20 protein-coding genes are annotated in these 21337 nt (G+C 69.8%); 8 read left to right on the forward strand and 12 right to left on the reverse strand.

Annotated features, from left to right (window positions below):
• Window positions 1-3: 3 nt before the first annotated feature.
• Together E0H92_RS33115 and E0H92_RS33120 are read right to left on the reverse strand one after the other, a co-directional pair.
• Window positions 4-885: a sulfurtransferase gene (locus E0H92_RS33115; protein WP_131461652.1), complete on the reverse strand. Its 882-nt coding sequence runs from the start codon at window positions 883-885 to the stop codon at window positions 4-6.
• Entirely contained in the window at window positions 882-1535 is a 654-nt protein-coding gene (locus E0H92_RS33120) for a thymidine kinase (RefSeq protein ID WP_131461653.1), read from the reverse strand. Before E0H92_RS33120 ends, E0H92_RS33115 begins: the two co-directional genes overlap by 4 nt.
• A gap of 109 nt (window positions 1536-1644) precedes the next feature.
• Between E0H92_RS33120 and E0H92_RS33125 the strand changes: the two genes are divergently transcribed.
• On the forward strand, window positions 1645-3288 hold the full coding sequence (locus tag E0H92_RS33125; protein WP_238152651.1) for a S8 family peptidase: 1644 nt from the start codon (window positions 1645-1647) through the stop codon (window positions 3286-3288).
• Here the strand turns inward: E0H92_RS33125 and E0H92_RS33130 are convergent.
• The 5 genes from E0H92_RS33130 to E0H92_RS33150 form a co-directional block, all read right to left on the reverse strand.
• Complete coding sequence (locus E0H92_RS33130) at window positions 3285-4412, reverse strand: alkaline phosphatase family protein (RefSeq protein ID WP_131461655.1); 1128 nt, start codon at window positions 4410-4412, stop codon at window positions 3285-3287. The genes E0H92_RS33125 and E0H92_RS33130 overlap by 4 nt on opposite strands.
• Window positions 4413-4416: 4 nt before the next feature.
• Window positions 4417-5031: a DUF5998 family protein gene (locus E0H92_RS33135; RefSeq protein WP_131294470.1), complete on the reverse strand. Its 615-nt coding sequence runs from the start codon at window positions 5029-5031 to the stop codon at window positions 4417-4419.
• 68 nt (window positions 5032-5099) lie between these two features.
• Complete coding sequence (locus tag E0H92_RS33140) at window positions 5100-6749, reverse strand: FtsX-like permease family protein (RefSeq protein ID WP_131499029.1); 1650 nt, start codon at window positions 6747-6749, stop codon at window positions 5100-5102.
• On the reverse strand, window positions 6746-7459 hold the full coding sequence (locus tag E0H92_RS33145; RefSeq protein WP_202873950.1) for an ABC transporter ATP-binding protein: 714 nt from the start codon (window positions 7457-7459) through the stop codon (window positions 6746-6748). Before E0H92_RS33145 ends, E0H92_RS33140 begins: the two co-directional genes overlap by 4 nt.
• A 98-nt stretch (window positions 7460-7557) precedes the next feature.
• Window positions 7558-8607, reverse strand: a complete 1050-nt coding sequence (locus tag E0H92_RS33150; protein ID WP_131461657.1) for a P1 family peptidase — start codon at window positions 8605-8607, stop codon at window positions 7558-7560.
• Window positions 8608-8652: 45 nt separating this feature from the next.
• On the opposite strand from E0H92_RS33150, the gene E0H92_RS33155 reads away from it, so the two are divergent.
• A complete protein-coding gene (locus E0H92_RS33155) occupies window positions 8653-9159 on the forward strand; it encodes a DUF2087 domain-containing protein (protein WP_131461658.1) in 507 nt (168 codons plus the stop codon).
• Here E0H92_RS33155 and E0H92_RS33160 read toward each other — a convergent pair.
• Window positions 9152-11857: a bifunctional acetate--CoA ligase family protein/GNAT family N-acetyltransferase gene (locus E0H92_RS33160; RefSeq protein WP_165550141.1), complete on the reverse strand. Its 2706-nt coding sequence runs from the start codon at window positions 11855-11857 to the stop codon at window positions 9152-9154. The two genes, E0H92_RS33155 and E0H92_RS33160, sit on opposite strands and share 8 nt — an antisense overlap.
• A 41-nt stretch (window positions 11858-11898) precedes the next feature.
• Between E0H92_RS33160 and E0H92_RS33165 the strand changes: the two genes are divergently transcribed.
• Genes E0H92_RS33165 through E0H92_RS33180 form a run of 4 tightly spaced genes read left to right on the forward strand, consistent with a single transcriptional unit; the run spans window position 11899 to window position 15669 of the window.
• Window positions 11899-12945, forward strand: a complete 1047-nt coding sequence (locus E0H92_RS33165; RefSeq protein ID WP_238152652.1) for an ArsB/NhaD family transporter — start codon at window positions 11899-11901, stop codon at window positions 12943-12945.
• Window positions 12946-12955: 10 nt separating this feature from the next.
• A complete protein-coding gene (locus E0H92_RS33170) occupies window positions 12956-14656 on the forward strand; it encodes an AMP-binding protein (RefSeq protein ID WP_131461661.1) in 1701 nt (566 codons plus the stop codon).
• Window positions 14657-15424, forward strand: a complete 768-nt coding sequence (locus E0H92_RS33175) for an ABC transporter permease (RefSeq protein WP_131461662.1) — start codon at window positions 14657-14659, stop codon at window positions 15422-15424.
• On the forward strand, window positions 15421-15669 hold the full coding sequence (locus E0H92_RS33180) for a DUF2630 family protein (RefSeq protein WP_131461663.1): 249 nt from the start codon (window positions 15421-15423) through the stop codon (window positions 15667-15669). Before E0H92_RS33175 ends, E0H92_RS33180 begins: the two co-directional genes overlap by 4 nt.
• A 10-nt stretch (window positions 15670-15679) precedes the next feature.
• Here E0H92_RS33180 and E0H92_RS33185 read toward each other — a convergent pair whose 3' ends face one another.
• The 4 genes from E0H92_RS33185 to E0H92_RS33200 are packed head-to-tail and all read right to left on the reverse strand — an operon-like array spanning window position 15680 to window position 18434.
• The gene (locus tag E0H92_RS33185; RefSeq protein WP_131294454.1) at window positions 15680-16102 is read right to left on the reverse strand and encodes a TIGR03667 family PPOX class F420-dependent oxidoreductase; all 423 of its coding nucleotides are present in this window, start codon (window positions 16100-16102) and stop codon (window positions 15680-15682) included.
• Window positions 16103-16111: 9 nt separating this feature from the next.
• Window positions 16112-16534 carry a CoA-binding protein gene (locus E0H92_RS33190; RefSeq protein WP_131499032.1) on the reverse strand — a complete coding sequence of 141 codons (423 nt, stop codon included), beginning with the start codon at window positions 16532-16534 and terminating at the stop codon, window positions 16112-16114.
• A 2-nt stretch (window positions 16535-16536) separates the two neighbouring features.
• Window positions 16537-17190 carry a response regulator transcription factor gene (locus E0H92_RS33195; protein WP_131294450.1) on the reverse strand — a complete coding sequence of 218 codons (654 nt, stop codon included), beginning with the start codon at window positions 17188-17190 and terminating at the stop codon, window positions 16537-16539.
• Window positions 17172-18434 (reverse strand): sensor histidine kinase, encoded by a 1263-nt coding sequence (locus E0H92_RS33200; protein WP_238173707.1) that lies wholly within the window; start codon window positions 18432-18434, stop codon window positions 17172-17174. Before E0H92_RS33200 ends, E0H92_RS33195 begins: the two co-directional genes overlap by 19 nt.
• 158 nt (window positions 18435-18592) lie before the next feature.
• Here E0H92_RS33200 and E0H92_RS33205 point away from each other — a divergent pair, with 158 nt between their 5' ends.
• Both E0H92_RS33205 and E0H92_RS33210 read left to right on the forward strand, forming a co-directional pair.
• Window positions 18593-19360: an ABC transporter ATP-binding protein gene (locus tag E0H92_RS33205; RefSeq protein ID WP_131499034.1), complete on the forward strand. Its 768-nt coding sequence runs from the start codon at window positions 18593-18595 to the stop codon at window positions 19358-19360.
• A 71-nt stretch (window positions 19361-19431) separates the two neighbouring features.
• The gene (locus E0H92_RS33210) at window positions 19432-21303 is read left to right on the forward strand and encodes an FtsX-like permease family protein (protein WP_238173708.1); all 1872 of its coding nucleotides are present in this window, start codon (window positions 19432-19434) and stop codon (window positions 21301-21303) included.
• The last annotated feature ends 34 nt before the right edge of the window (window positions 21304-21337 follow it).

Genomic DNA, 21337 nt, shown 5'->3' on the forward strand with positions numbered 1-21337 from the left:
GGGTCAGTCCTTGCCGGTGGCTACTGGGCGGGTGGGGTCGGTGATCCACTCGGACCAGCTGCCGATGTAGACCGTGGCGGGGAGGCCGGCGGATTCCAGGGCGAGGGCTTCGTGGGCGGCGGTTACCCCGGAGCCGCAGTAGACCGCGGTTTCGGTGTCAGGGGTGACGCCGAGTGCGGTGAAGCGGGCCTGGAGGTCGGCGGGTGGGAGGAAGTGGCCGGTTTCGTCGACGTTCGCGGTGGTCGGGGCGTTCACGGCACCCGGGATGTGACCGGCCACCGGATCCATCGGCTCCACCTCACCCGCAAACCGCTCCGGAGCCCGAGCATCCAGCAACACACCCTTCGCCGCCACTGCCGCAGCCCCTTCAGCATCCAGAACAGGAATATGCCCAGGAGTCGCAATAAGACCGCCGGCAACTTCGCTGGTGGTCCCGTAGCCACCGGCGGAGTTGGTGATAGAGCTCTCCGTCGACTGCTCCCCGGTAGGCGCTTCCGTTGTCAGTTCTCCCCCGGCGGTTCGCCAGGCGGCTAGGCCGCCGTTGAGGACTTGGACGTTGGTTAGGCCGAAGTAGCGGAAGGTCCACCAGGCTCGGGCGGCGGACATTGAGGTTGCGGCGTCGTAGACGACGACGGGGGTGTCGGTGGAGGTGATGCCTAGGCGGCGGAAGGTCTCCGTGACGGTGGTTGCGGCGGGCAAGGGGTGGCGGCCGGGGCCGGGGGTGGATGCTAGTTCGGTGTCCAGGTCGACGAAGTACGCGCCGGGTAGGTGGCCTGCGTCGTACGCCTGCTTGCCGGGTGGGCCTGCCAGGTTCCAGGTGACGTCGACCAGTACCGGCGCGGGGTCCAGCGCCCGCAGTTCGTCAACGGAAATCAACGGGCTCATGACGCGGCTCCTCCGAACGGCAGGACTTCAGGTGACAAGGTGGCGCGGGCGCGCGCCTGGGTGAGGCGGCGCCGGTGATGCCGGCGACAGAGGACCTCGTACGCAACCTCGTGGTCCACCGACACGATGTCGCCCACCACCAGTTGCTCGCCCTCGGTCACCATCTCCCCACCGATCGTACGGGCGTTGTGCGTGGCCCGTTCACCGCACCAGCACAGCGCCTCGACCTGGAGCAGCTCCATCCGGTCCGCGAGCTCCACCAGCCGCGCCGACCCCGGGAACAGCGTCGCCCGGAAATCGGTCAGGATGCCGAAGCAGAACACGTCGATCTGCAGCTCGTCGACCAGCCGCGCGAGCTGCTCGATCTGCAGCGGGCTGTAGAACTGCGCCTCGTCGCAGACCACGTAGTCGATCCGGCCGCCGCGCGTCAGCTCGTTCACGACGTAGTCCCAGAAGTCGAACTCCGGGCGGACCTCGACCGCGTCCGCGGACAGTCCGAGGCGCGACGACAGTACCGACTCCCCCGCCCGGTCGTGGCTGGTGAAGATCCTTCCGAGCCTCCCGCGTGCCTTGTGGTTGTGATCCATCTGCAGCGCCAGCGTCGACTTGCCGCAGTCCATGGTCCCGGTGAAATACAGGAGCTCCGCCACGGGCGAACATCCTGCCAAGTCAAAGGTCCGGTCCGCACCTCGGGGGCACTCTGGGGTGTGTCGGAGGGGCGGGGTTGGGTTCTGAGCCTTGGTTCAGCTTGAATGGATTGTGCGCAAAGTTCTGTTCCTCGTCCTCGCGGCCTTCCTGGTCGCCGCCGCCGCGACGCTTCCGGCCGGTGCGGCGCCGGCCCGGTCCGAGGCGGGACTGCGGGCGTACTTCGTGATCACCGCGCCGAACCAGACCGCCAAGGTGACCGGCGCGATCACGCAGAACGGCGGCACCGTGTACGCGACGTACGACGCGATCGGCGTGATCGTGGCGCACTCGACGGCTGCCGGCTTCGCGGACAAGCTGCGCGCCGTCGAGGGCGTGCAGAAGGCCGGCGCGACCCGGACCTCCGACCTCCCCGCGGACGTCGCGAACCCGGCCGTCCCGCCGGCGGTCCCGGAGACCCCGACCGCGCAGCCGGAGTCCGACCGCGCGGACATGACCCAGATCGGCGCGGACCGCGCCTGGGCGAAGAACCCGGGCTCGAAGAGCATCACCGTCGGCGTCCTCGACACCGGGGTCGACGACCTGCACCCGGACCTGAAGGCGAACTTCGACGCGACCCGTTCGGCGTCCTGCGCGTACGGCAAGGCCGACACCCGTGCGGGTGCGTGGCGGCCGGTCGGCGAGCACGGCACGCATGTCGCGGGCACGATCGCCGGCGCGAAGAACGGCATCGGGATGGTCGGCGTCGCGCCGGGCGTGAAGGTGTCGTCGATCCGGGTCGCCGAGGCCGGGAGCCAGCTGTTCTTCCCGGAGAACACGGTCTGCGCGTTCATGTTCGCCGCCGACAAGGGCGTCTCGGTGACGAACAACAGCTACTACGTCGACCCGTGGCTCTACAACTGCCCGACCGACAAGGACCAGGACGCGATCGCCGAAGCGGTCCGCCGGTCCGTCGCGTACTCGGACAGCAAGGGCGTGGTGAACATCGCCGCGGCCGGCAACGAGAACGACGACCTGGCCAACAAGACCGAGGACCCCTCGAGCCCGGACGACTCGACCCCGACCGACCGCACCGTCACGAACGACTGCATCAGCCTCCCGACCGAGCTGCCGAACGTCGTCGTCGTCGCGGCGGTCGACCCGACCAGCGCGAAGTCGCCGTTCTCGAACTTCGGTGAGGGCAAGATCAGTATCGCCGCCCCGGGCCAGGCCGTGTACTCGACGGTGCCGGGCGGCGGCTACAAGGTTCTCGACGGTACGTCGATGGCGTCGCCGCACGTCGCCGGGGTCGCGGCCCTGCTCCGCAGCGTCGACCCGAAGCTGAACCCGGCGCAGGTCCGCGCCCGGCTCGCCCAGCAGGCCAACGACCTCGCGTGCCCGCCCGCGGCATCGGGCGAGTGCTCCGGGTCCGCGGGCAACAACTCGTACTACGGCGAAGGTCTCGTCGACGCGGCCGAGGCGGTCGGTGCCGCGGCTGCCCAGCCGCAGGGCGCGATCTCGGTCACCCAGCCGTCCGAGCAGCTCGGCGTCGGCGGCATCCCCGCGATCCCGCTGCTGCTGAAGGGCACCGGCGGCACCGGCGACATCAGCTACTCGGCGACCGGTCTTCCGCCGGGCCTCACCATCGACGCCGAGCGCGGCTGGATCACCGGCGTCCTGACGCCCGGCGCCGGCCGGTACAAGGTGACTGTCACCGCCCGCGACGGCGAAGCGAAGACCGCCAGCACCAGCTTCTTCTGGGACGTCTGGAGCTTCTAGTAGCCGGTGTCGACGAGGAGTGGGATTTCCATCTCGTCCGGGGTCAGTGAGCCGTGCAGGCCGATCAGACCGGCCTCCTGCGCGTGGCGGCGACTGGCTACCAGCGCGACCGGTCCGAGCGCCGCGACTATGACGTCCCCGAGGCGCGGTGACACCCGATCCTCGACGACCGCACCGAACCAGCCACGCGCGATCGCCTCGGAGCGGCTCAGCACCAGCGCCTTCTCACCCAGTCGTTCCTTGTAGACGGCGAGTACGTCGGCCTCGGCACCGGGAACGCAGTACAGGTGCCGGAAACGCGACTCCCCGCCGATGAGGGTCAATCCCTCGGTCAGGGCCGGATCGGCGTCGAGGTCCACGCGGTGCTCGGGCGCGACGTCGATCATGCCGTGGTCGGCGACAACGAGCAGTACGGCGTCCCGCGGCAGCGCCGAGCGGACCTGTTGGGCGAACGTGTCCGCCGCACCCAGCTCCTTCTGCCACTGCCAGGAGTCGCAGCCCTGCTGGTGGCCGATGTAGTCGAGCTGCGAGTCGTACACGTAGACCAGCGACGACTTCCCTTCGCGACTCGCGAAACGGGTCGCGTCCAGCCGGTCTTCGACGGTGTCGGCGCCACGGTGCGCGCTCCCGCGGAACGCGGCCGCCGTCAGGCCCGACGTGTCGAACCGTGCCTTGCTCACGTTGCGCGTGGCAACACCTGCTGCCGCTGCCCGGTCGAACACGGTCCCGTGCGGTTGCCACCGGCGTGGGTCGACCGGCGCGTCCCACGACAGCGCGTTGAGCAGGGCGCCGGTCTCCGGGACGATTGACGTATAGCCGACGATGCCGTGCGCACCCGGCGGCAGGCCCGTGCCGAGGCTCGTGAGGCTGACAGCGGTCGTCGACGGCACGCCGGCGGTCAGACTGCGGCTCTTCGGGATCAGCGACGACAGGTACGGCGCGGCGTCGCCGTACCGCTGGAGGAGATTCCAGCCGAGTCCGTCCAGCAGGAGGACGGCGTACCGGGAGGCGGGCGGCAGGCCGAGGAGGTTGGTCTCCCCCGGCACCGACAGCGCGCCGGCCACGGACGGCAGGACGTCGGCGAGCGCGCCGCCGCCGTACTGCGGCGAAACCGGCTGGATCACGGCACTACCTGCTGCTGGTCGCGAACGAGAGTGCCTTCGCGAACTCGAGCACCTGCTGGATCCCGGCCGGGCCGTCGGCCGCGGCGCTGATCCGCAGTGAGATGTCGTCGGCCGCGACCGAACCGGTGTACCCGTGGTCGGCCTCGCAGTTCGGGTCGGCGCAGACGGCCGGCTCCAGGTCGATCCGGTTCACCATGCCCCACCCGATGGTCAGCACGACCTCGCCGCTGCCCGCCACCGCCGGGTCGGCCTTGCCGGTGGCGTAGCCCGCCGGGTTCGGTACGACGCGGTTGACCACGACGGCGTTCACCCGGTGCAGCGGGATCGCCTCGGTCGAGGTGGACGCGTACGGCGCGCGGATCAGCTCGTCGGCGGCGTGCTCGTCGGTGTGGCCGACGATCAGCCGGGTCGGGGTGAGCGCCAGGATCGTGATGTGCCGCCGGACCTCGTCCCGGTCGAACGTCGGCTCGTGCTGCAGCACATAGGCCCGGATCGGTTCGCCGGCGATCGCCACCTCGAGCGAGTCGGTCACCACGTCGGGGTAATAGCCGCACCGATCGATCGCGTCGCGCAGGTCCGCCGACGCGTCCGCGAGCTCCGGTGTATTCAGGTCACGCATGCCCTCATCCTCGCACGATCGCGACCCAGCGCGTTTCACCCTTCGACCAGACCTGTGGACAGCCGCGATCAGTTCGCACTTGCCTTCCTCAGCACCGGCGCACCGGCGGCGCCCGCGACGGTGACCAGGACGAGCCCTCCGACGACCTGCCCGAGCAGCAGCAGTACGCCGGAACTCCCCTCGGTGATCATCTTGCCGCCGCTCAACGCCAGCCCGCACAGCGCGCCGAACCCGACGACGGGCAGACCGACACCGACGACCGGTACGACGGCTGCCACGCGGGCCGCTCGTTCGATCACCGACAGCGGTACGCCGGACCGCCGGAGCGCCCGCGCAGGAGCTGCTTGATCCAAAGCGGTACCCACTGCGCCGGCTGCAGTCGAGGCAGCCACGGTGAGGAAGACCAGCGAGAGCAGCAACGCGACACCGATCCGCATGTCGTTGAAGCTCGGGTCGTCTTCGCCAGAGGGCATGAACACCGAGATGAACCCAGTGACGAAGCCGGACAGCACCAGTGCGGCGACAGGCCGGAAAGCGCCCTTCGGATCGTCTACCAGGCGTCGACCCGCCAGCAACGTCACAGGTCCGTTGGCGGCCTTCACCATCGCCTTGCCCACCAACTGCACCGCCCACGGCCCTACCACGCGTACGGCGAGTGCCGCGAAGCCGATCGCGATCAGCAACGGCAGCAGCGCCGCCCGCATCCCGTAGTACGCCAGCATCACCGGACCGATCACCAGGAGTCCGATGCGCAGCACACTGAGGCCCTTGCGCGTTTGTCCGCGTACGACGCCCAGCGGGGTGATGCTGACGCGTCCGAGGCCGATGAGCGCACTGATGACCGACAGGACAGGTACGGCGACCAGTACGACCAGGACTGTCCACCACTGCACGGTGATGTCACCGACGTACCAGCGGCCGCCGCCGAGTGGGATCTGCGCGATCAGCGGACTCAGAACGGTGTAGCCGACCACACCGACGACTGCACCCGCCGCAGCGAGCACGGCTTGTTCTACTGCGCTCAGCCACAGCACTTGGGTCCGTGTGGCGCCAGCAAGACGCAGTGCGGCCAGTCGGTGCTCGCGACGCTTGGCGGCGACACCAGCGGCCTGTCCGACGAGGCTCAGGATCGGGAACAACACCAGGATGATGCCGAAGGCCACTGCGATCAGCAGGCCGAGCATGTGGCTGTCCCAGACCTTCTCATTCCAGCTGCTGACGTACTGCGGGTGCTGATCGCCTGGGATCGTCTGCACGCCCCGGATGATGATGAACTCTTCCGGCGACGACAGGCCCTTCTCACTGATCACACCGGTCGGCTTATCGACGCCGTACTGCTTGCTGAGGCTGGACCAGTGCTTGGCGACCTCAGGTGAGACGAAGACCTCGCCCGGCTTGGGTGTGTGGTCGAGGCCGGGAGGTGGCGCGAGTTCGTTGGGGCGGAGGACTGCGAGGTCGAGGACGCTGAGGCGGTGGTCATCGACGCGCTGGTCGTCGTCCAGGTTCAGTACGCCGATCGCCGTCGCCGGATCGGCCTTGTCGGCACTCCGCCACCCGATCCGCTCTGAGCGTTGCGACAGGCCGAGCGAGCCGGCGATCAGGAACGTCACGAGCAGCGCGACCACTGCGGTCGCGCCGAAGGCTGCCAGGTTCGCGGCACGCCCGCCTGGCCCGGGACGCCGTACGAACCGCAGGCCGAGGTCGGTCATCGGATTCATCGCACGGCTCCCATGGCGTCGCTGACTCGACCGTCGACGATGTGCAGCGCACGGTGGCAGCGGGCGGCGACAGCGTTGTCGTGCGTGACGACGACAACGGCGGCTCCGCGGTACGTCGCCGCGCCTACGAGCAGGTCGATGACCTGTGAGCCGGTGGCGGCGTCCAGTGCGCCGGTCGGCTCGTCGGCGAACACCACCTGCGGCTCGCCGACCAGTGCCCGCGCGATGGCGACGCGCTGCGCCTGCCCGCCGGACAGTTCACCCGGCCGGCGACCGACCTCAGCGGCGAGCCCGACCTGCGCGAGCGTCATGCGCGCCCGTCCGATCGCATCGCGCCGGCTCAGGCCGTCGACCATCAGCGGCAGGGCGACGTTCTCGTCCGCGGGCAGCTCGGCGAGCAGCTGGTTGTCCTGGAACACGAAGCCGAGCCGGCGACGGCGCAGTACCGTGCGGGCGGCGTCGTTCAGCTGGTCGACACGTTCACCGCCCAGCCACACCTCGCCCTGGTCGGGCGTCAGGATCCCGGCGAGTACGTGCAGCAAGGTCGTCTTGCCATTGCCACTCGGACCCATGACCGCGAGCGCTTCGCCCGAGCGGACAGCGACGTCCACTCCGGCCAGGCCGACCACGCTGCCGTAATGCTTCACCAGGCCATGCCCGCTCAACACAACCTGCGGGACCGCCTGCGACTGGGGACTCTGGAAGTTCATGCCCCGAGCCTTTCGCGATCACCGCCCGCGATCGTCGGCCCTCGGACCGGTCTTGCCGTCGCCTTTCGACCGGTCCGGCGTACGACCCAAGTCGTACGTCAAGCAGTCGGAAACGCCGACGGATAGGCGTCGCGGTAGCTCGGGATCGTCCCGGACGGGGTCTGCACCGACTCGGCGTTCAGCATCGCGTGCACGATCGCCCGCGCCAGCGTCCGCGCGCCGGCGGCGTACACGGTCTCCAGCCGGCCGAGCGCGGTCGGATCGGTCACGCTCAGCGGCGGCTCGTCCGTCGTCCGGGTCGAGAGCGCGAAGATGCTGTCGCCGTCGACGAGCGTGTGGATCGGGTCGATCGCCCGGGCCAGCCCGTCGTGGGCAACCATCGCCATCCGCTGCGTCGCCGCTTTGTCCAGCGGTACGTCGGTGGCGACGACCGCGATCACGGTGTTCATCGACGGGCCAGGGATGAGGTTGCGGCCGGGGGCCGCGGGCGGCGGCGGTTCGACCGGCGTCCGTAGGTGCGCGAACTCGGCGCCGAGTCCGAGGCGGGCGCCGTACAGGTTGCCGTCGGCATCGACCGTGGAGCCGGCCGCGTTCACGACCACCAGCGCGCCGACCGTCGTACCGTCGTCGAGCCGGACGCTCGCCGAGCCGACGCCGCCCTTCAACGACCTCGCCCTGGCGCCGGCCCCGGCGCCGTGGTTGCCTAGGGCGACTTGTCCGTCGGTGGCGGCGGCGATCGCGTCCGTTCCCCACGACGGCTCCGGGCGCGCCTTGAAGTCACCGCCGCGGGCCAGGTCGAAGATCACCGCGGCTGGGACGATCGGCACCACGTCGTACTCGCCCTGGCCGACGCGGACACCCTCACCGCGCTCCTCCAGCCAGCGCATCACGCCGCCGGCCGTGTCGAGCCCGAAGGCGCTCCCGCCGGTCAGGACGATCGCGTTCACGCCGCCGTTCGAGTTCACCGGTGCGAGGAGGTCGGTCTCGCGGGTGCCCGGCGCGCCGCCGCGGACATCGACGCCGGCGACGGCGGTCCCGGGGAGGTACACCACCGTCGTGCCGGTCAGGTACGGCGGGTCCACGCGCTCGACCTGCCCGACGAGAACTCCAGGGACATCGGTGATCGCGTTGTGCGGTCCGGGCTGCATGCCGCCGATCCTAATCCGGTTGCGGTGAGCGTTAGCGTGAAAGGCATGAACGCCGATCAGCTCTGTGGTCTGCTCGCCGAACCGTCGAGGTTGCGGACGTACTCCGCCGTCGTCCTCGGCGCGTCTACTCCCGGCGAGGTTGCCGGCAGCACCGGACTGGCCGCGCCGGTCGTGGTGAAGGCGCTGCAACGGCTGACCAAGGGCGGGCTGATCGCGGCCGGGCGGGATGGTTTCACGGCGGATGTGGACGCGTTCAAGGACGCCGTACGGGAGAGCCGGCCGGAGTGGGTGCCGCTGGATCCTGATCCGGCGCGCGACAACGTGCTGAAGTCGTTCATCCGGGATGGGCGGCTGACGCATTTCCCGACATTTCCGGAGAAGTATCAGATCGTTCTCGAGTACGTCGTGCAGGCGTTCGAGGTGGGTCGCAGCTATCCCGAGGCCGAGGTCAACGAGATCCTCAACCGCGTACACCCCGACCACGCCGCCCTGCGCCGAGGTCTGGTCGACGCGAGACTCCTCACCCGCGAGAACAGCATCTACGTTAGGTAAGTCGGCGGGCTGGGGTGTCCTGGCGGGGTTTTTCGTTGGGGGCTATGCGGATTCTGGTGTCCAGGACCGTCGCGCCTTGGGCGGCTACCAGGACTGAGCGGAGGTCGAGGCGGACTACTTCCTCGAGGTCGAGGGTGAGGCGGGAGACCCGGTGCAGGAGGTCCTCGATCGCGGGGATGTCGACCGGGTCCGAGCCGCGGTAGCCGTACAGCAGCGGCGCGGCCTTGACCTCGCGGACCATCTCGGCCGCGTCGCGGGTGGTGAGCGGCGGCATCCGGTACGAGCGGTCGCCGAGCAGATCCGTCGCGACACCCGACAGCCCGAACGTCACCACCGGCCCGAACGACACGTCCTCGATCGTCGAGATCACCACCGGTACGCCGGGCGGCGCCATCTTCTGCACGACGAACTGCGCCCGCGCCGGATCCGCCGCCACCCCGAACGTATGGGTCATCTCCGCCCAGGCCGCGCGCATGTCGTCCTCGTCGTGGATGTGCCGCCAGATATCGGCCAGATCCGGCCGCATCCGCCACTGCTCCGCGGTCGCCTTGAGAATCACCTCGAACCCGAGATCCGCCGCCCGCCCAACCGCCTCGTCCGCGGACAGCACCGGGAACGCCGGCAGCACCGAAATCCCGTAGAAGGTCAGCAGCCGCTGCCGATCCGCCTCGTCGAGGTCCGCGCCGGACGGGTGCCGTTGCAGGAACTCCGCGACGAAGTCCTCTCCCCCGCCGGTGTCGATCTCCGGCAGGTCCGGGATCCGGCTGTCCGACCGGCGCCGCCACTCCGCGTACTGCGTCGCCTTCGCGAGCGCGCCCACGGCGTACTGCGGGTTGAGGAACGACGGGATCGAGCCACGGGCGGCGCCGCCGTCCTCGTCCGGCACCTGCAGCTCGGCGGGCACGCTCCGGGACGCGAGGAACGTCGACACCACGGGTTTGTCCGATCCGGCGGCGGCCGCGGCGAGGACCTGCGCGACCTCACCGCCGTTCGACTGCACGGGCGGTGTGTAGATCACCACGACCGAGTGCACCTTGTCGTCGGCGAACACCTCGGACAGCGCGAGACCGAAGTCGGACGCGGTCGCGTCGGCGCTCAGGTTCCGCGGTTCACCCGCGACGTCCAGGCCGCAGCCCGCCATCGTGTCGAGCGCGAGCAGGGTCAGCGCGTCCGAGTTCGAGACGATCGCGACCCGGCGGCCCTTCGGCAGCGGCTGGTGCGCAAGCAGCTGGGCGACGTCGAACAGCTCACCGGTCGTGTCCACGCCGATCAGACCGCTCTGCCGGAACATCGACTCAATCGTTGCCGGTGGCAAATGACTGCGGCGCACCAGCTGCCCGACCGGGACGCCCTGGGTCGCACGTCCGGACTTCAGCGCGATCACCGGCTTGCGGCCCGCCAGTCGCCGCGACACCCGGCTGAACTTCCGCGGGTTGCCGAGCGACTCCAGGTACAGCAGCACGACCTCGGTGGCCTCGTCGGAGTACCAGTACTGCATCAGGTCGTTGCCCGACACATCCGCGCGGTTGCCCGCCGACACGAAGCTCGACAGCCCGAGACCACGCCCGACCATGTCGGCGAGGATCGGCACGCCCAGCGCACCCGACTGGCAGAAGAACGCGACCCGGCCCTTGCTCGGCATCAGCGGCGACAGCGTGGCGTTCAGCGAGACCCCACTGGCGGTGTTGATCAACCCCAGCGCGTTCGGCCCGATCACCCGCATGCCGTACGACCGCGCCAGACCGACCAGGTACCGCTGCCGCTTGCGCCCCTCGTCACCGATCTCCGCGAACCCGCTGGACACCACGACCAGCCCGCGCACACCCTTCGCCGCGCAGTCCAGGACGACGTCCGCGACCATGTCCGCCTTGACCGCGACCACCGCCAGGTCGACGGTGCCCTCGACCTCCCGGATCGTCGGGTACGCCGGGACGCCCTCGATCTCTGTCCCGGGAACGGCCTTCGTGTCGGTGTTCACGGCGTACAGCCGGCCGGGGAACCCGCCGTCGCGGAGGTTGCGCAGCAGCGCGTTGCCGATCGTGCCCTCACGGCGGCTCGCGCCGATCACGGCAACTGAGGACGGGGTCAGCAGGCGGGCGATCGACAGCGCCTCGGAGCGCTGCTCGCGGGCCTGCATCACCCCGAACGACGTGTCCGTCGGCGCGATGTCGAACTCGACCATGATCACGCCGTCCTCGAACTCCCGCGCGACCTTGTACCCGGCCTCGGTGAAGACCGTGATCATCTTCCGGTTGTCCGGCAGCACCTCGGCGACGAACCGGTGGATGCCGTTCTCCCGGGCGGCCTGCGCCAGGTGCTCGAGCAGCAGCTGCCCGAGCCCGCGTCCCTGATGCGCGTCCTCGATCAGGAACGCGACTTCCGCCGTACGCCGGTCGGTGCCCTCGTAGCGCCCGACGCCGATCATCTCGTCACCGACCGTGACGATCAGCGCCAGCCGCTGGTGGTAGTCGACCTGCGTGAACCTCGCCACATCACGGTCGGACAGTTCGGGGTACGGGGCGAAGAAGCGGTAGTACTTCGACTGTTCGGATACCCGCGCGTAGAACGCCACCAGGAGCGCGGCATCGTCCGGCGTGATCGGTCGCAGGTGCGCGGTCGCGCCGTCCCGCAGGACGACATCGGCCTCGTACTCCGCCGGATAGCCGTCCGGAGGCTCGGGGTCATACTGATCCGGCACCTGGACAGCGTACTCAAACAGGCACTTCGGAGGTTGTGAATTTGGTCGAGCGGATCGCGCCGGTGCTGGTGTTCCTGGTCGCGGTGACCGTCATCGCCGAGCTGGCCGACCGGGCCAAGGTGTTCGACGTCGCGGCGCGGGAGGCCGCGCACCTCGCCCGCGGCCGGGTATGGCGTCTGTGGCTGCTGGTCGTCGTCCTGGCCACGGGGCTCACGATCGTGCTGTCCCTGGACACCTGTGCGGTGCTCCTGACACCCGTGGTGCTGTCGATGGCCCGCCAACTGGACATCCCGCCGAAGCTGTTCGCGTTCACCACCGTCTGGCTGGCCGGTACGGCGTCCCTCCTGCTGCCGGTGTCCAACCTCACGAACCTCCTCGCCCTGCACCCGTTCCGCCAGCTGGACGTGAGCTATCTGTCCGTGAGCTGGCGCCCTGCCATCGCCGCGATCCTCGTCACGGTCGTGGTGCTCGCGGCGCTGTTCCACCGCGACCTGCCACGCCGGTACGTCGTCCCGCCGACACCTGCCGTCGAGGACAAGGTCCTGTTCTGGGGCTCCGCGGCTGTCTGTCTGCTGCTCGGCCCAGCCTTCGTGTCAGGTATCGAGGTGGCGATACCCGCGAGCATCGGAGCGCTCGTGCTGGTCGTTCTGTTCGCAGTACGGCGACGCAGTGTCCTTCGGTGGTCGCTGATCCCGTTCAAGCTCGTCGGGACCGTCGTGGTGCTGTTCACCGTGGTCGGGTTCCTCAGCTCCCACGGGCTCGAGGACCTCCTGCGGCGGGTCGCCGGCACCACCTCCGAGCTGCGCTTGAGCGCGACCGCGGCGCTCGGGGCGAACCTCTTCGACAACCTCCCGGCGTACCTGGCCATGGAACCGGTCGCCGCAGACAGCCCGCACCGCATGCTCGCACTCCTCATCGGCGTCAACTGCGGCTGCCTACTCACCCTCTGGGGCTCCCTCGCCACCCTGCTCTGGAGAGCCCGCTGCGACGCCGCCCGCGTAGACATCTCCTGGTGGTCGTTCCTGTGGCGCGGACTCATCCTCACGCCACTCGTGGTAACCGGAGCTGTCCTCGCCCTGAATGGGTAGTGTGCGCAGCATGGCGACGGAGCAGAGTACTTCGGAGGTCACCCGGGAGTTCCGGACTGCGCGCGACTTTCTGGTGGCGCACCGGGACGACTACGAGACGGCGTACCGGGACTTCAGCTGGCCGGCGTTCGAGCGGTTCAACTGGGCGCGGGACTGGTTCGACGCGCTGGCCGTCGAGCAGCCCGAGGTGGCCGCGCTGACGATCGTCGAGGAGGACGGTGAGGTCAACTCCCGGACCTACGCCGAGATGGGTGAGCGGTCCCGTCAGGTGGCCGGCTGGCTGACCGAGGCCGGGCTGAAGCCGGGCGACCGCGTCCTGATCGTGCTCGGCAACCAGGTCGAGCTCTGGGAGACCATGCTCGGCTGCATCCGCGCCGGCGCGGTCATGATCCCCGCCACGACCCTGCTGACGGACGCCGACCTCGCGGACCGCATCTCCCGCGGCAACGTCCGCGCTGTCGTCACCAGCAGCGCCGACACCGCCCGGTACGCCGGAATCGCGGACGACTGCATCCGCGTCGCCGTGGGCGAACCGACCGAGGGCTGGCTGACCTACGCCGATTCCGAGATCTACGAAGGCGCCGTCCCCGACGTCGACACCGCGGCCGACGACTCGCTGCTGCTCTACTTCACCTCCGGTACGACGAGCCAACCGAAGCTGGTCGAGCACACGCAGGTGAGCTACCCGGTCGGCCACCTGTCCACGATGTACTGGATCGGCCTGCAGCCCGGCGACGTACACCTCAACGTCTCCTCCCCCGGCTGGGCGAAGCACTCGTGGAGCAACGTGTTCGCGCCCTGGAACGCCGGCGCGACCGTCTTCCTCTACAACTACACGCGCTTCGACGCGGCGAAGATGCTCGACGTGCTGGCGACATACGGCGTGACCACGTTCTGCGCGCCGCCGACGGTGTGGCGGATGCTGATCCAGGCCGATCTGTCCGCGGTCGAGGTCCAGATCCGCGAGTGCATCTCGGCCGGTGAACCGCTGAACCCCGAGGTGATCGAGCAGGTCCGCAACGCCTGGGACGTCACGATCCGCGACGGGTACGGCCAGACCGAGACGACCGCGCAGATCGGGAACCCGCCCGGCCAGCCGGTGAAACTCGGGTCGATGGGCCGCCCGCTGCCCGGGTACCGCATCGCGCTGATCGACCCGTCCACGGACGAGATCGGCGACGACGGCGAGATCTGCATCGAGCTGGCGCCCGCGCCGGTCCCGCTGATGCGCGGGTACCGGGACGCGCATGAGCTCACCGAAGAGGTCATGCGGAACGGGTACTACCACACCGGCGACGTCGCGAGCCGGGACGCCGACGGCTACATCACGTACGTCGGGCGCTCGGACGACGTGTTCAAGGCCAGTGACTACCGCATCTCGCCGTTCGAGCTGGAGTCGGTGCTGATCGAGCACCCGGCCGTCGCCGAGGCGGCTGTCGTCCCGTCGCCGGATCCGGTGCGGCTCGCCGTACCGAAGGCGTACGTCGTGCTCGCGGCCGGACACGAACCGTCGCGGGAGCTCGCCGGGGAGATCCTGGCGTACTGCCGCGAGCACCTCGCGCCGTACAAGCGGATCCGGCGGATCGAGTTCGCCGAGCTGCCGAAGACGATCTCGGGGAAGATCCGGCGGGTCGAACTGCGGGCGGACGAGGCCGCTAAGGTCGAGAGCGGGACCAGCGGGCAGACGTACGACGAGGCCGACTTCAAGTAAATGTCCTTCCACACGGGCCTCGGCTGGGCGGCCGTCGGCGTCCTGCCGCTGCTGATCGCGATCGGTGTCGGGGCCTCGCGGTACGCCGGGCTCCGGCACGACAAAGGCATCGTCACGGCGGCGTTGCGCGCGCTCGTGCAACTCGCCGCGGTCGGGGCCGTGGTCGGCGTCGCGCTGCAGCATACGCTCGGCGCGATCGCGTTCGTACTGCTGATGTTCGTGGTCGCGACCGTGACGAGCACCCGACGGCTCCAGCACGCGGCGGTCGTCCCACGACAGTGGATGTACTGCGCGGCCGCGATCGGCGCCGGCGCGTTCGTCGTACTGCTGCTGCTCATCCTGCCGGGCGTCGTCCCACGGAACCCGGCGAGCATCCTGCCGATGGGCGGCATCATCGTCGGCGGTGCGATGACCGCGACCACGCTCGCGGGACGGCGCGTGCTGAGCGAGTACGGAACCCGGTACGGCGAATTCGAGGCGGGACTGTCGATCGGGCTGCTGCAGCCGGACGCGTTCAAGCTCGTTGTCGGTCCGGTCGCGGGTGATGCCCTGCTGCCGGCCCTTGATCAGACCCGCACCGTCGGCCTCGTCACCCTCCCGGGCGCGTTCGTCGGCATGGTCCTCGGCGGGGCCTCACCGACCCAGGCCGCCGCGCTCCAACTCGTCGTCCTGATCGGCCTGGTCGCGGCCGAGGCGATCGCGATCCTGGTGGTGACGGAGCTCCTGTCCCGCTCGAGCCTTCCGGACGGGCGTACCGTTTCAGCATGAGCGATGACAAGAGCATCTTCAGCCGGATCGACGAGCTGGTGGCCGAGGAGCACGAGCTGCGGACCAAGCACGCGGCGGGACAGGTGAACGACGCCGACGAGCACACCCGGCTCCGGGCCCTCGAGGTCGAGCTGGACCAGTGCTGGGACCTGCTCCGCCAGCGCCGCGCCAAGCGCGAGTTCGGCGAGAACCCCGACGACGCCACCGCCCGCTCCGCCGACATCGTCGAGGGCTATCGCAACTAGCAGCGCGGGATCAGAAGCCGCGGAGTTTCCCGGGGGTGATCCGGATCAGGACCGAGTAGTCGGCGTGGAACTGGTCCGGAGTCATCCCGAGCCCGGCGATGTCGTCGCCGTACTTCGCGTTGTACGCCGCCAGCGCGTCGCCGCTGATCGGGTCCGTGTCGACCACCGCCGTGCCGGAGATGACGCCGACGTCTCCCCCGGTGTGCGTCGCGTTGAAGTTGACGGTCACCTGCGGGTGGTCGGCGACGTTGTGCAGCTTGGCCTTGTTCGGCTGGCTGCTGATCAGGATCTCGTTGTCGTGCCAGAGGAACCACACCGGGTTCGGCGCCGGCGTACCTGACCTGCCGACGGTGGTCAGCCAGACCACGAGCTCATCGTCGAGCTGCCGTTCGATCCGCTTGCCGAAGCCGGTGGAGGTGTCGATCGTGAACATCGCTGCCCTTCAGTCGCTGTCAGACGGGTCCGAGGCGGGTCCGAGACGTCCCCACTCGATCGCCGGGCAGTGGTCCATCACCATCGTGAGACCCGCCGCCGTCGTTCGTGCGTAGGCGTCCTGATCCACCACATCGAGCTGGAACCACACCGCCTGCGCGTTGATTCCCACCGCCTGGTCCGCGATGTCGCCGGCCAGCTCGGACCGCACGAACACGTCCACGCAGTCCACCGGGAACGGGATGTCCGCGAGCGTCGCGTACCCCTGCTCACCGTGCACCGTCTCCGCGGCCGGATGCACCGGCACGACCCGTTTCCCGTGACTCTGCAGGAACCGCGCCACGCCGTACGCCGCCCGGCTGGTGTTGTTCGACAGCCCCACCACGGCCCAGGTGTCGCAGTCGGCCAGGATCTTGCGGATCGCCTCGTCCATCACTAACCCCTCAAGTACGTCAGCACTGCGGAAACGCGCCGGTCCAACCCCTCGTCCAACCGCAGCTTGGCGAAGATATTCCCGACGTGCTTGCGGACGGCGGCCTCGCTCACCACCAGGTGCTCGGCGATCGACCCGTTCACCCGGCCCTCCGCCATCAGCGCCAGTACCTCCAGCTCGCGCGGCGTCAGCGCCGACAGCGGACCGTCGTTCCGCCGCCGCGCCAGGAGCTGCCGCACCACCTCGGGGTCGACCACGGTCCCGCCGTCGGCGACCCGGTCCAGCGACTCGAGGAACTCGGTGACATGCCCGACCCGGTCCTTCAGCAGGTACCCGATCCCGCCGGTCGTTGTCTCCAGCAACGACGAGAGGTACGCGTCGGCGACGTACTGCGACAGCACCAGGATCCCGATCGCGGGCAGCTCCGCCCGGATCGCCGCCGCGGCCCGCAGTCCCTCGTCGCTGTGCCCGGGCGGCATCCGCACGTCGGTGATCACCATGTCCGGCGGGTTCTTGCGTACGACGGCCAGCAGCGCGTCACCGTCCCCGACAGCGTCCCGTACCTCGTGCCCGGCGCGATCCAGGATGCTGGCCAGACCCTCCCGCAACAGCAGCGAGTCCTCCGCCAGCACGATGCTCAATCGCCGAGTCGGCACGGGCACTCCATTCTCAATCGCGTCGGCCCTCCGGAGGGGCTGTCGACGTCGAGTGTGCCGCCCAAGGCGTCCAACCGCGTCACCAACCCGGTGAGTCCTGTCCCGGCGCCCAGTTGCGCGCCTCCGACACCGTCGTCCTGCACTGTGATGACGAGCCGGTCCCGATCCACCCAGCCGGTCACGTCGCAGGTCGTGGCCTGGGCGTGTTTGGCGACGTTCGCCAGCGCCTCACTGACGACGAAGTACGCCGCCGCCTCGATCGGCCCGGGCAGCCGGGTCGGGACCGACAGTTCCATGGTCACCGGCAGCGGCATCCGGTCCGCCACTTCGCGGACGGCTGCCTCCAGTCCGTGATCCACCAGCACGCGCGGATGAATGCCCCGTACGGCGGCCCGCAGATCCGCCAGCGCGGCCTCCGCCTCGCTGTGCGCCTTCACCACCAACCGCCGGCCCTCGCCGTCGGGCAGGTCCAGCTCGGCCAGACCGAGTGTCATGGTGAGCCCCACCAGCCGCTGCTGTACGCCGTCGTGCAGGTGCCGCTCGATCCGCACGCGCTCGGTCTCGAACGCGTCGACCAGGTCCAGCCGGGAACGACGCAGCTCGGCGAGGTTCCGCTGCAGCTCCTCCTGCCGGGGCCCGAGCATCGCCCGCGCCAGCGAGGCTTCCGCGCCGGCGATCACCCCGAGCAGGTACGAGCTGACCACGTAGTACGGCGGCCCGAACAGGACGAGGAACAGGAGCCCTTCCCCCGCGGTGTCCATCGTCCACGGGCCCATGCCCATCTGGTCGCCGTCCGCGATCACCGGCGAGGCCAGCGTCGTCAGGAGGATGGTCACGCTGAGCCCAGCGAAGAGCGCACTCAACGGCCATACGAAGACACCGAGCACGAAGCCGTACCCGAGCGCCCGCATCGACGCCTGCTCGCGGCGCCGGAACGTCACCTTCGCCCGCCGCGTCAGGCCGGCCGGGAGCTTCGCGTGCGGGCTCTTGATGCCGTCGACGAGCATCATCCCGGCCCGCCGCCGCTCCACCCACCCGATCGCCGCGCCGATCAGCGGGAACGCCGTCAGCATCAGGATCCCGATCAGGATCGGACTCAGCAGCGCACTCAACGCGGCCAGCCCGACCAAGACCACGATCGACACCGCCCCCATCGGCACCGACGTGAGGAGGTACGCATAGCTCCGCCACGGCCACGACGAGATCAGGTAGCGCGGCGAAGCCAACGCGGCCCACACGGTCACGGGGCCTCCCAGAGACCCTCGCGCCGCGGGCGCGGCATTCAACGCCGTCATGGGCCAACCCTAGGCGGGCGGCGGTCGCTGGGCGGTAGCGTGCGCGCTACTGCGGGTCTCCCCTGTGGGCCAGCGTCCAGAGCGGCGTACGGCGGTTTGCTGGAACCATGACCGCTACCGCGCCCACCTATCCGTTCACCGCACCGGCTGAGCCGCCTGCACTTCTGCTGGACGGCATCACCAAGACATACCGCTCCAAGGCCGGAGCGGTCGACGCGCTGCGCGGGGTGACGTACCACTTCGCGCGGGGCTCCTTCACGGCTGTCATGGGCCCGTCCGGCTCCGGCAAGTCGACGCTGTTGCAGTGCGCAGCGGGGCTCGACCATCCGACCACGGGCACTGTGGTGCTCAACGGGGTCACTCTTCTGGGCCTGAACGAGGTGGAGCTCACCAAGCTGCGCCGGGCCGAGATGGGTTTCGTGTTCCAGGCCTACAACCTGCTGCCGTCGCTGACCGTGTACGACAACGTCGCGCTCCCGCTGCGGCTCACCGGTCGCCGGCCGGCGCGGGACGACGTACACCGGGTGCTGGACCAGGTCGGCCTGGAGGGGAAGGCGAAGCGGCGGCCTGCCGAGTTGTCCGGCGGGCAGCAGCAACGGGTCGCGATCGCGCGGGCGTTGATCACCCGGCCGTCGGTCTTCTTCGCCGACGAACCGACCGGAGCACTGGACAGCGGCACCAGCCGCCAGATCCTCGGCCTGTTGCGCGAGGCAACCGACCGCGCCGGCCAGACCGTCGTCATGGTCACCCACGACCCGGTAGCCGCCGCCTACGCCGACCGCGTCCTCTTCCTCGCCGACGGTCTCCTCACCGGCCACCTCGACCGAGCCACCCCCGCCCAAATCGCAACAGCCATGAGCGACCTGGAGCGATGATGTTCTTCCTCAGTCGGCAGACCGTTGGGCGGCACAGGTCGTTGTATGCCGGGTCGTTTGTGGCGCTTGCGGTGGGAGTGTTTCTGCTGGGGCTGGCCGCTACGGCGACGGCTGCCACGGTCGCGTATCGCGGGCCGGCCTCGGCAAGTATCAGCGTCACCACACCTGGCGGTGACGGTACGCCGCCTCAGACGGTGAAGGTTCCGTTGTCGGATGCCGATGTGTCCGGGTTGCAGACCGTGCTGAGCATGGTGGGGACGATCAGCGGGTTCATCACGGTCTTCGTGATCGCCAGCACGTTCGCGTTCGCGGTCGCGTCGCGGCGGCAGGAGCTTGGGCTGCTCCGGCTGATCGGCGCGACGCCGCGGCAGATTCGCCGGATGGTGCTCGGCGAGGCGGTGGCCGTGGCGCTTGCCGCCTCGCTCACCGGAGCGGTCGCGGCCCAGCTCGCCACACCGTTCCTCCTGAGCAAGGCGTCGTACACCGAGTTGGCGCCGGTGAAGCTGGAGCCGGCGTCGCCGTGGGTTCCGCTGGCGATCGCCGTCGGGGCCGGGCTGCTGGTGGCGATGCTCGGTGCGCGTTCGGCGGCCCGCCGAGCGGGCCGGGTCGCGCCCATCGACGCGCTGCGGGAGGCCGCCCTGGAACCGCCGCGGATCGGGCCGGTGCGGATCGTGTTCGGGCTGCTGTTCCTGGCCGGCGCGATCACGATGCTGACGCTGATCCGGCCGTCGAGCGGCGAGGGTGCAGTACCGCTCGCGATGTTCACGCCGATGGTGATGGTGATCGCGCTGACCTTGCTCGCGCCGCTCGTCGTACCGGTGGTCGGACGGGTCTGGGCGCTGCCGCTGGTGGCGTGGACGCAGGTCTCGGGCCGGCTGGCCCGGAGCAACGTGCTCGCCGCGCCGCGACGGAGTGCGTCCCTCGCGGCGCCGATCCTCGCGATCTCGGCGATCGCCGGGTCCATGGTGCTCAGCCTCAGTTTCGCCGCGGACAGTGCCGAGGCGACGATTCGGGATGCTGTTCGCGCACCGATCGTCGTCACCGGGGTGGCACCGGCCGCCGGCCCTGACATGAAGGCGGTGGATGCCGGACTGCCGGTTCAGATGGTGCGGGTCGCGGCGGACTACGCGGAACTGGAGGACGCGGAGGGGATCGACCCGGGGATTGCCGCGCAGACCCGGGATCTCACTGAGTTGTCAGGCAAGCTGAGTGACCTGACCGGGAACACCGTCGCTGTCAGCAAGGAGATGTCGGGGTTCGAGGGGTACGACGTCGGCGACGAGATCCCGGTGGTGTTCGCCGACCAGACGTCGGTGAAGCTCCGGGTGGTGGCCGTCGTGAAGAACGCGTTCGGGGTGAACCCGTCGTTCCTGATCCCGCTCGATCTCGCCCGCAAGCATGCGCCCGACGCGCAGGCCGAGCGCAGTTTCGTGCTGCCCGCCGACGGTGTCGATCCGGGTGAACTTGTGAAGCGCTTGCCTGGCGCGCAGTTGGCCGCGGACTGGGAGGCCGACCAGGCGGAGGGTGTTCGGAAGGGAAACCGGGTCGGGCTCGTCATGCTGCTCGGGCCGGCCGCGCTCTACAGCGCGATCGCGATCGCCAACACCCTCCTGATGGGCAGCCTGCAGCGCCGCCAGGAGTTTGTCACCTCACGGTTGCTCGGTGCGACGCCGGCGCAGCTGCGGCGGATGGTGCTGTGGGAGTCGTCGCTGGTCGGGGCGGTCGCGCTGAGTCTCGGGACCGCGACCACGGTGACGGTCGGCGTGCTGATCCGGCACGCGATGACCGCGGGCGTCGCCGACGTACCGGTCACCGTGCCGTGGGGCATCCTGCTGGGTATCGGCGCGCTGTGTCTGATCCTGGCGGTAGGGTCCGCTCTGGCCCCGACGACGTACCTCCTGCGGGTCGCGGCCGGAGAAACAGGAGTTCACCAGGGACAATAGGTACGGCGCTGGACCGTCGCGGCGCCCGTACCGG

The organism is Kribbella speibonae, from assembly GCF_004331375.1.
In the GTDB taxonomy this organism is placed as follows: domain Bacteria; phylum Actinomycetota; class Actinomycetes; order Propionibacteriales; family Kribbellaceae; genus Kribbella; species Kribbella sindirgiensis.

Coding starts and splice junctions, on each gene's coding strand:
- E0H92_RS33115 (WP_131461652.1), bottom strand. CDS start 885: ATGAGCCCGTTGATTTCCGTTGACGAACTGCGGGCGCTGGACCCCGCG.
- E0H92_RS33135 (WP_131294470.1), bottom strand. CDS start 5,031: ATGCGTGACCTGAATACACCGGAGCTCGCGGACGCGTCGGCGGACCTG.
- E0H92_RS33140 (WP_131499029.1), bottom strand. CDS start 6,749: ATGAATCCGATGACCGACCTCGGCCTGCGGTTCGTACGGCGTCCCGGG.
- E0H92_RS33145 (WP_202873950.1), bottom strand. CDS start 7,459: ATGAACTTCCAGAGTCCCCAGTCGCAGGCGGTCCCGCAGGTTGTGTTG.
- E0H92_RS33150 (WP_131461657.1), bottom strand. CDS start 8,607: ATGCAGCCCGGACCGCACAACGCGATCACCGATGTCCCTGGAGTTCTC.
- E0H92_RS33155 (WP_131461658.1), top strand. CDS start 8,653: ATGAACGCCGATCAGCTCTGTGGTCTGCTCGCCGAACCGTCGAGGTTG.
- E0H92_RS33170 (WP_131461661.1), top strand. CDS start 12,956: ATGGCGACGGAGCAGAGTACTTCGGAGGTCACCCGGGAGTTCCGGACT.
- E0H92_RS33175 (WP_131461662.1), top strand. CDS start 14,657: ATGTCCTTCCACACGGGCCTCGGCTGGGCGGCCGTCGGCGTCCTGCCG.
- E0H92_RS33180 (WP_131461663.1), top strand. CDS start 15,421: ATGAGCGATGACAAGAGCATCTTCAGCCGGATCGACGAGCTGGTGGCC.
- E0H92_RS33185 (WP_131294454.1), bottom strand. CDS start 16,102: ATGTTCACGATCGACACCTCCACCGGCTTCGGCAAGCGGATCGAACGG.
- E0H92_RS33190 (WP_131499032.1), bottom strand. CDS start 16,534: ATGGACGAGGCGATCCGCAAGATCCTGGCCGACTGCGACACCTGGGCC.
- E0H92_RS33205 (WP_131499034.1), top strand. CDS start 18,593: ATGACCGCTACCGCGCCCACCTATCCGTTCACCGCACCGGCTGAGCCG.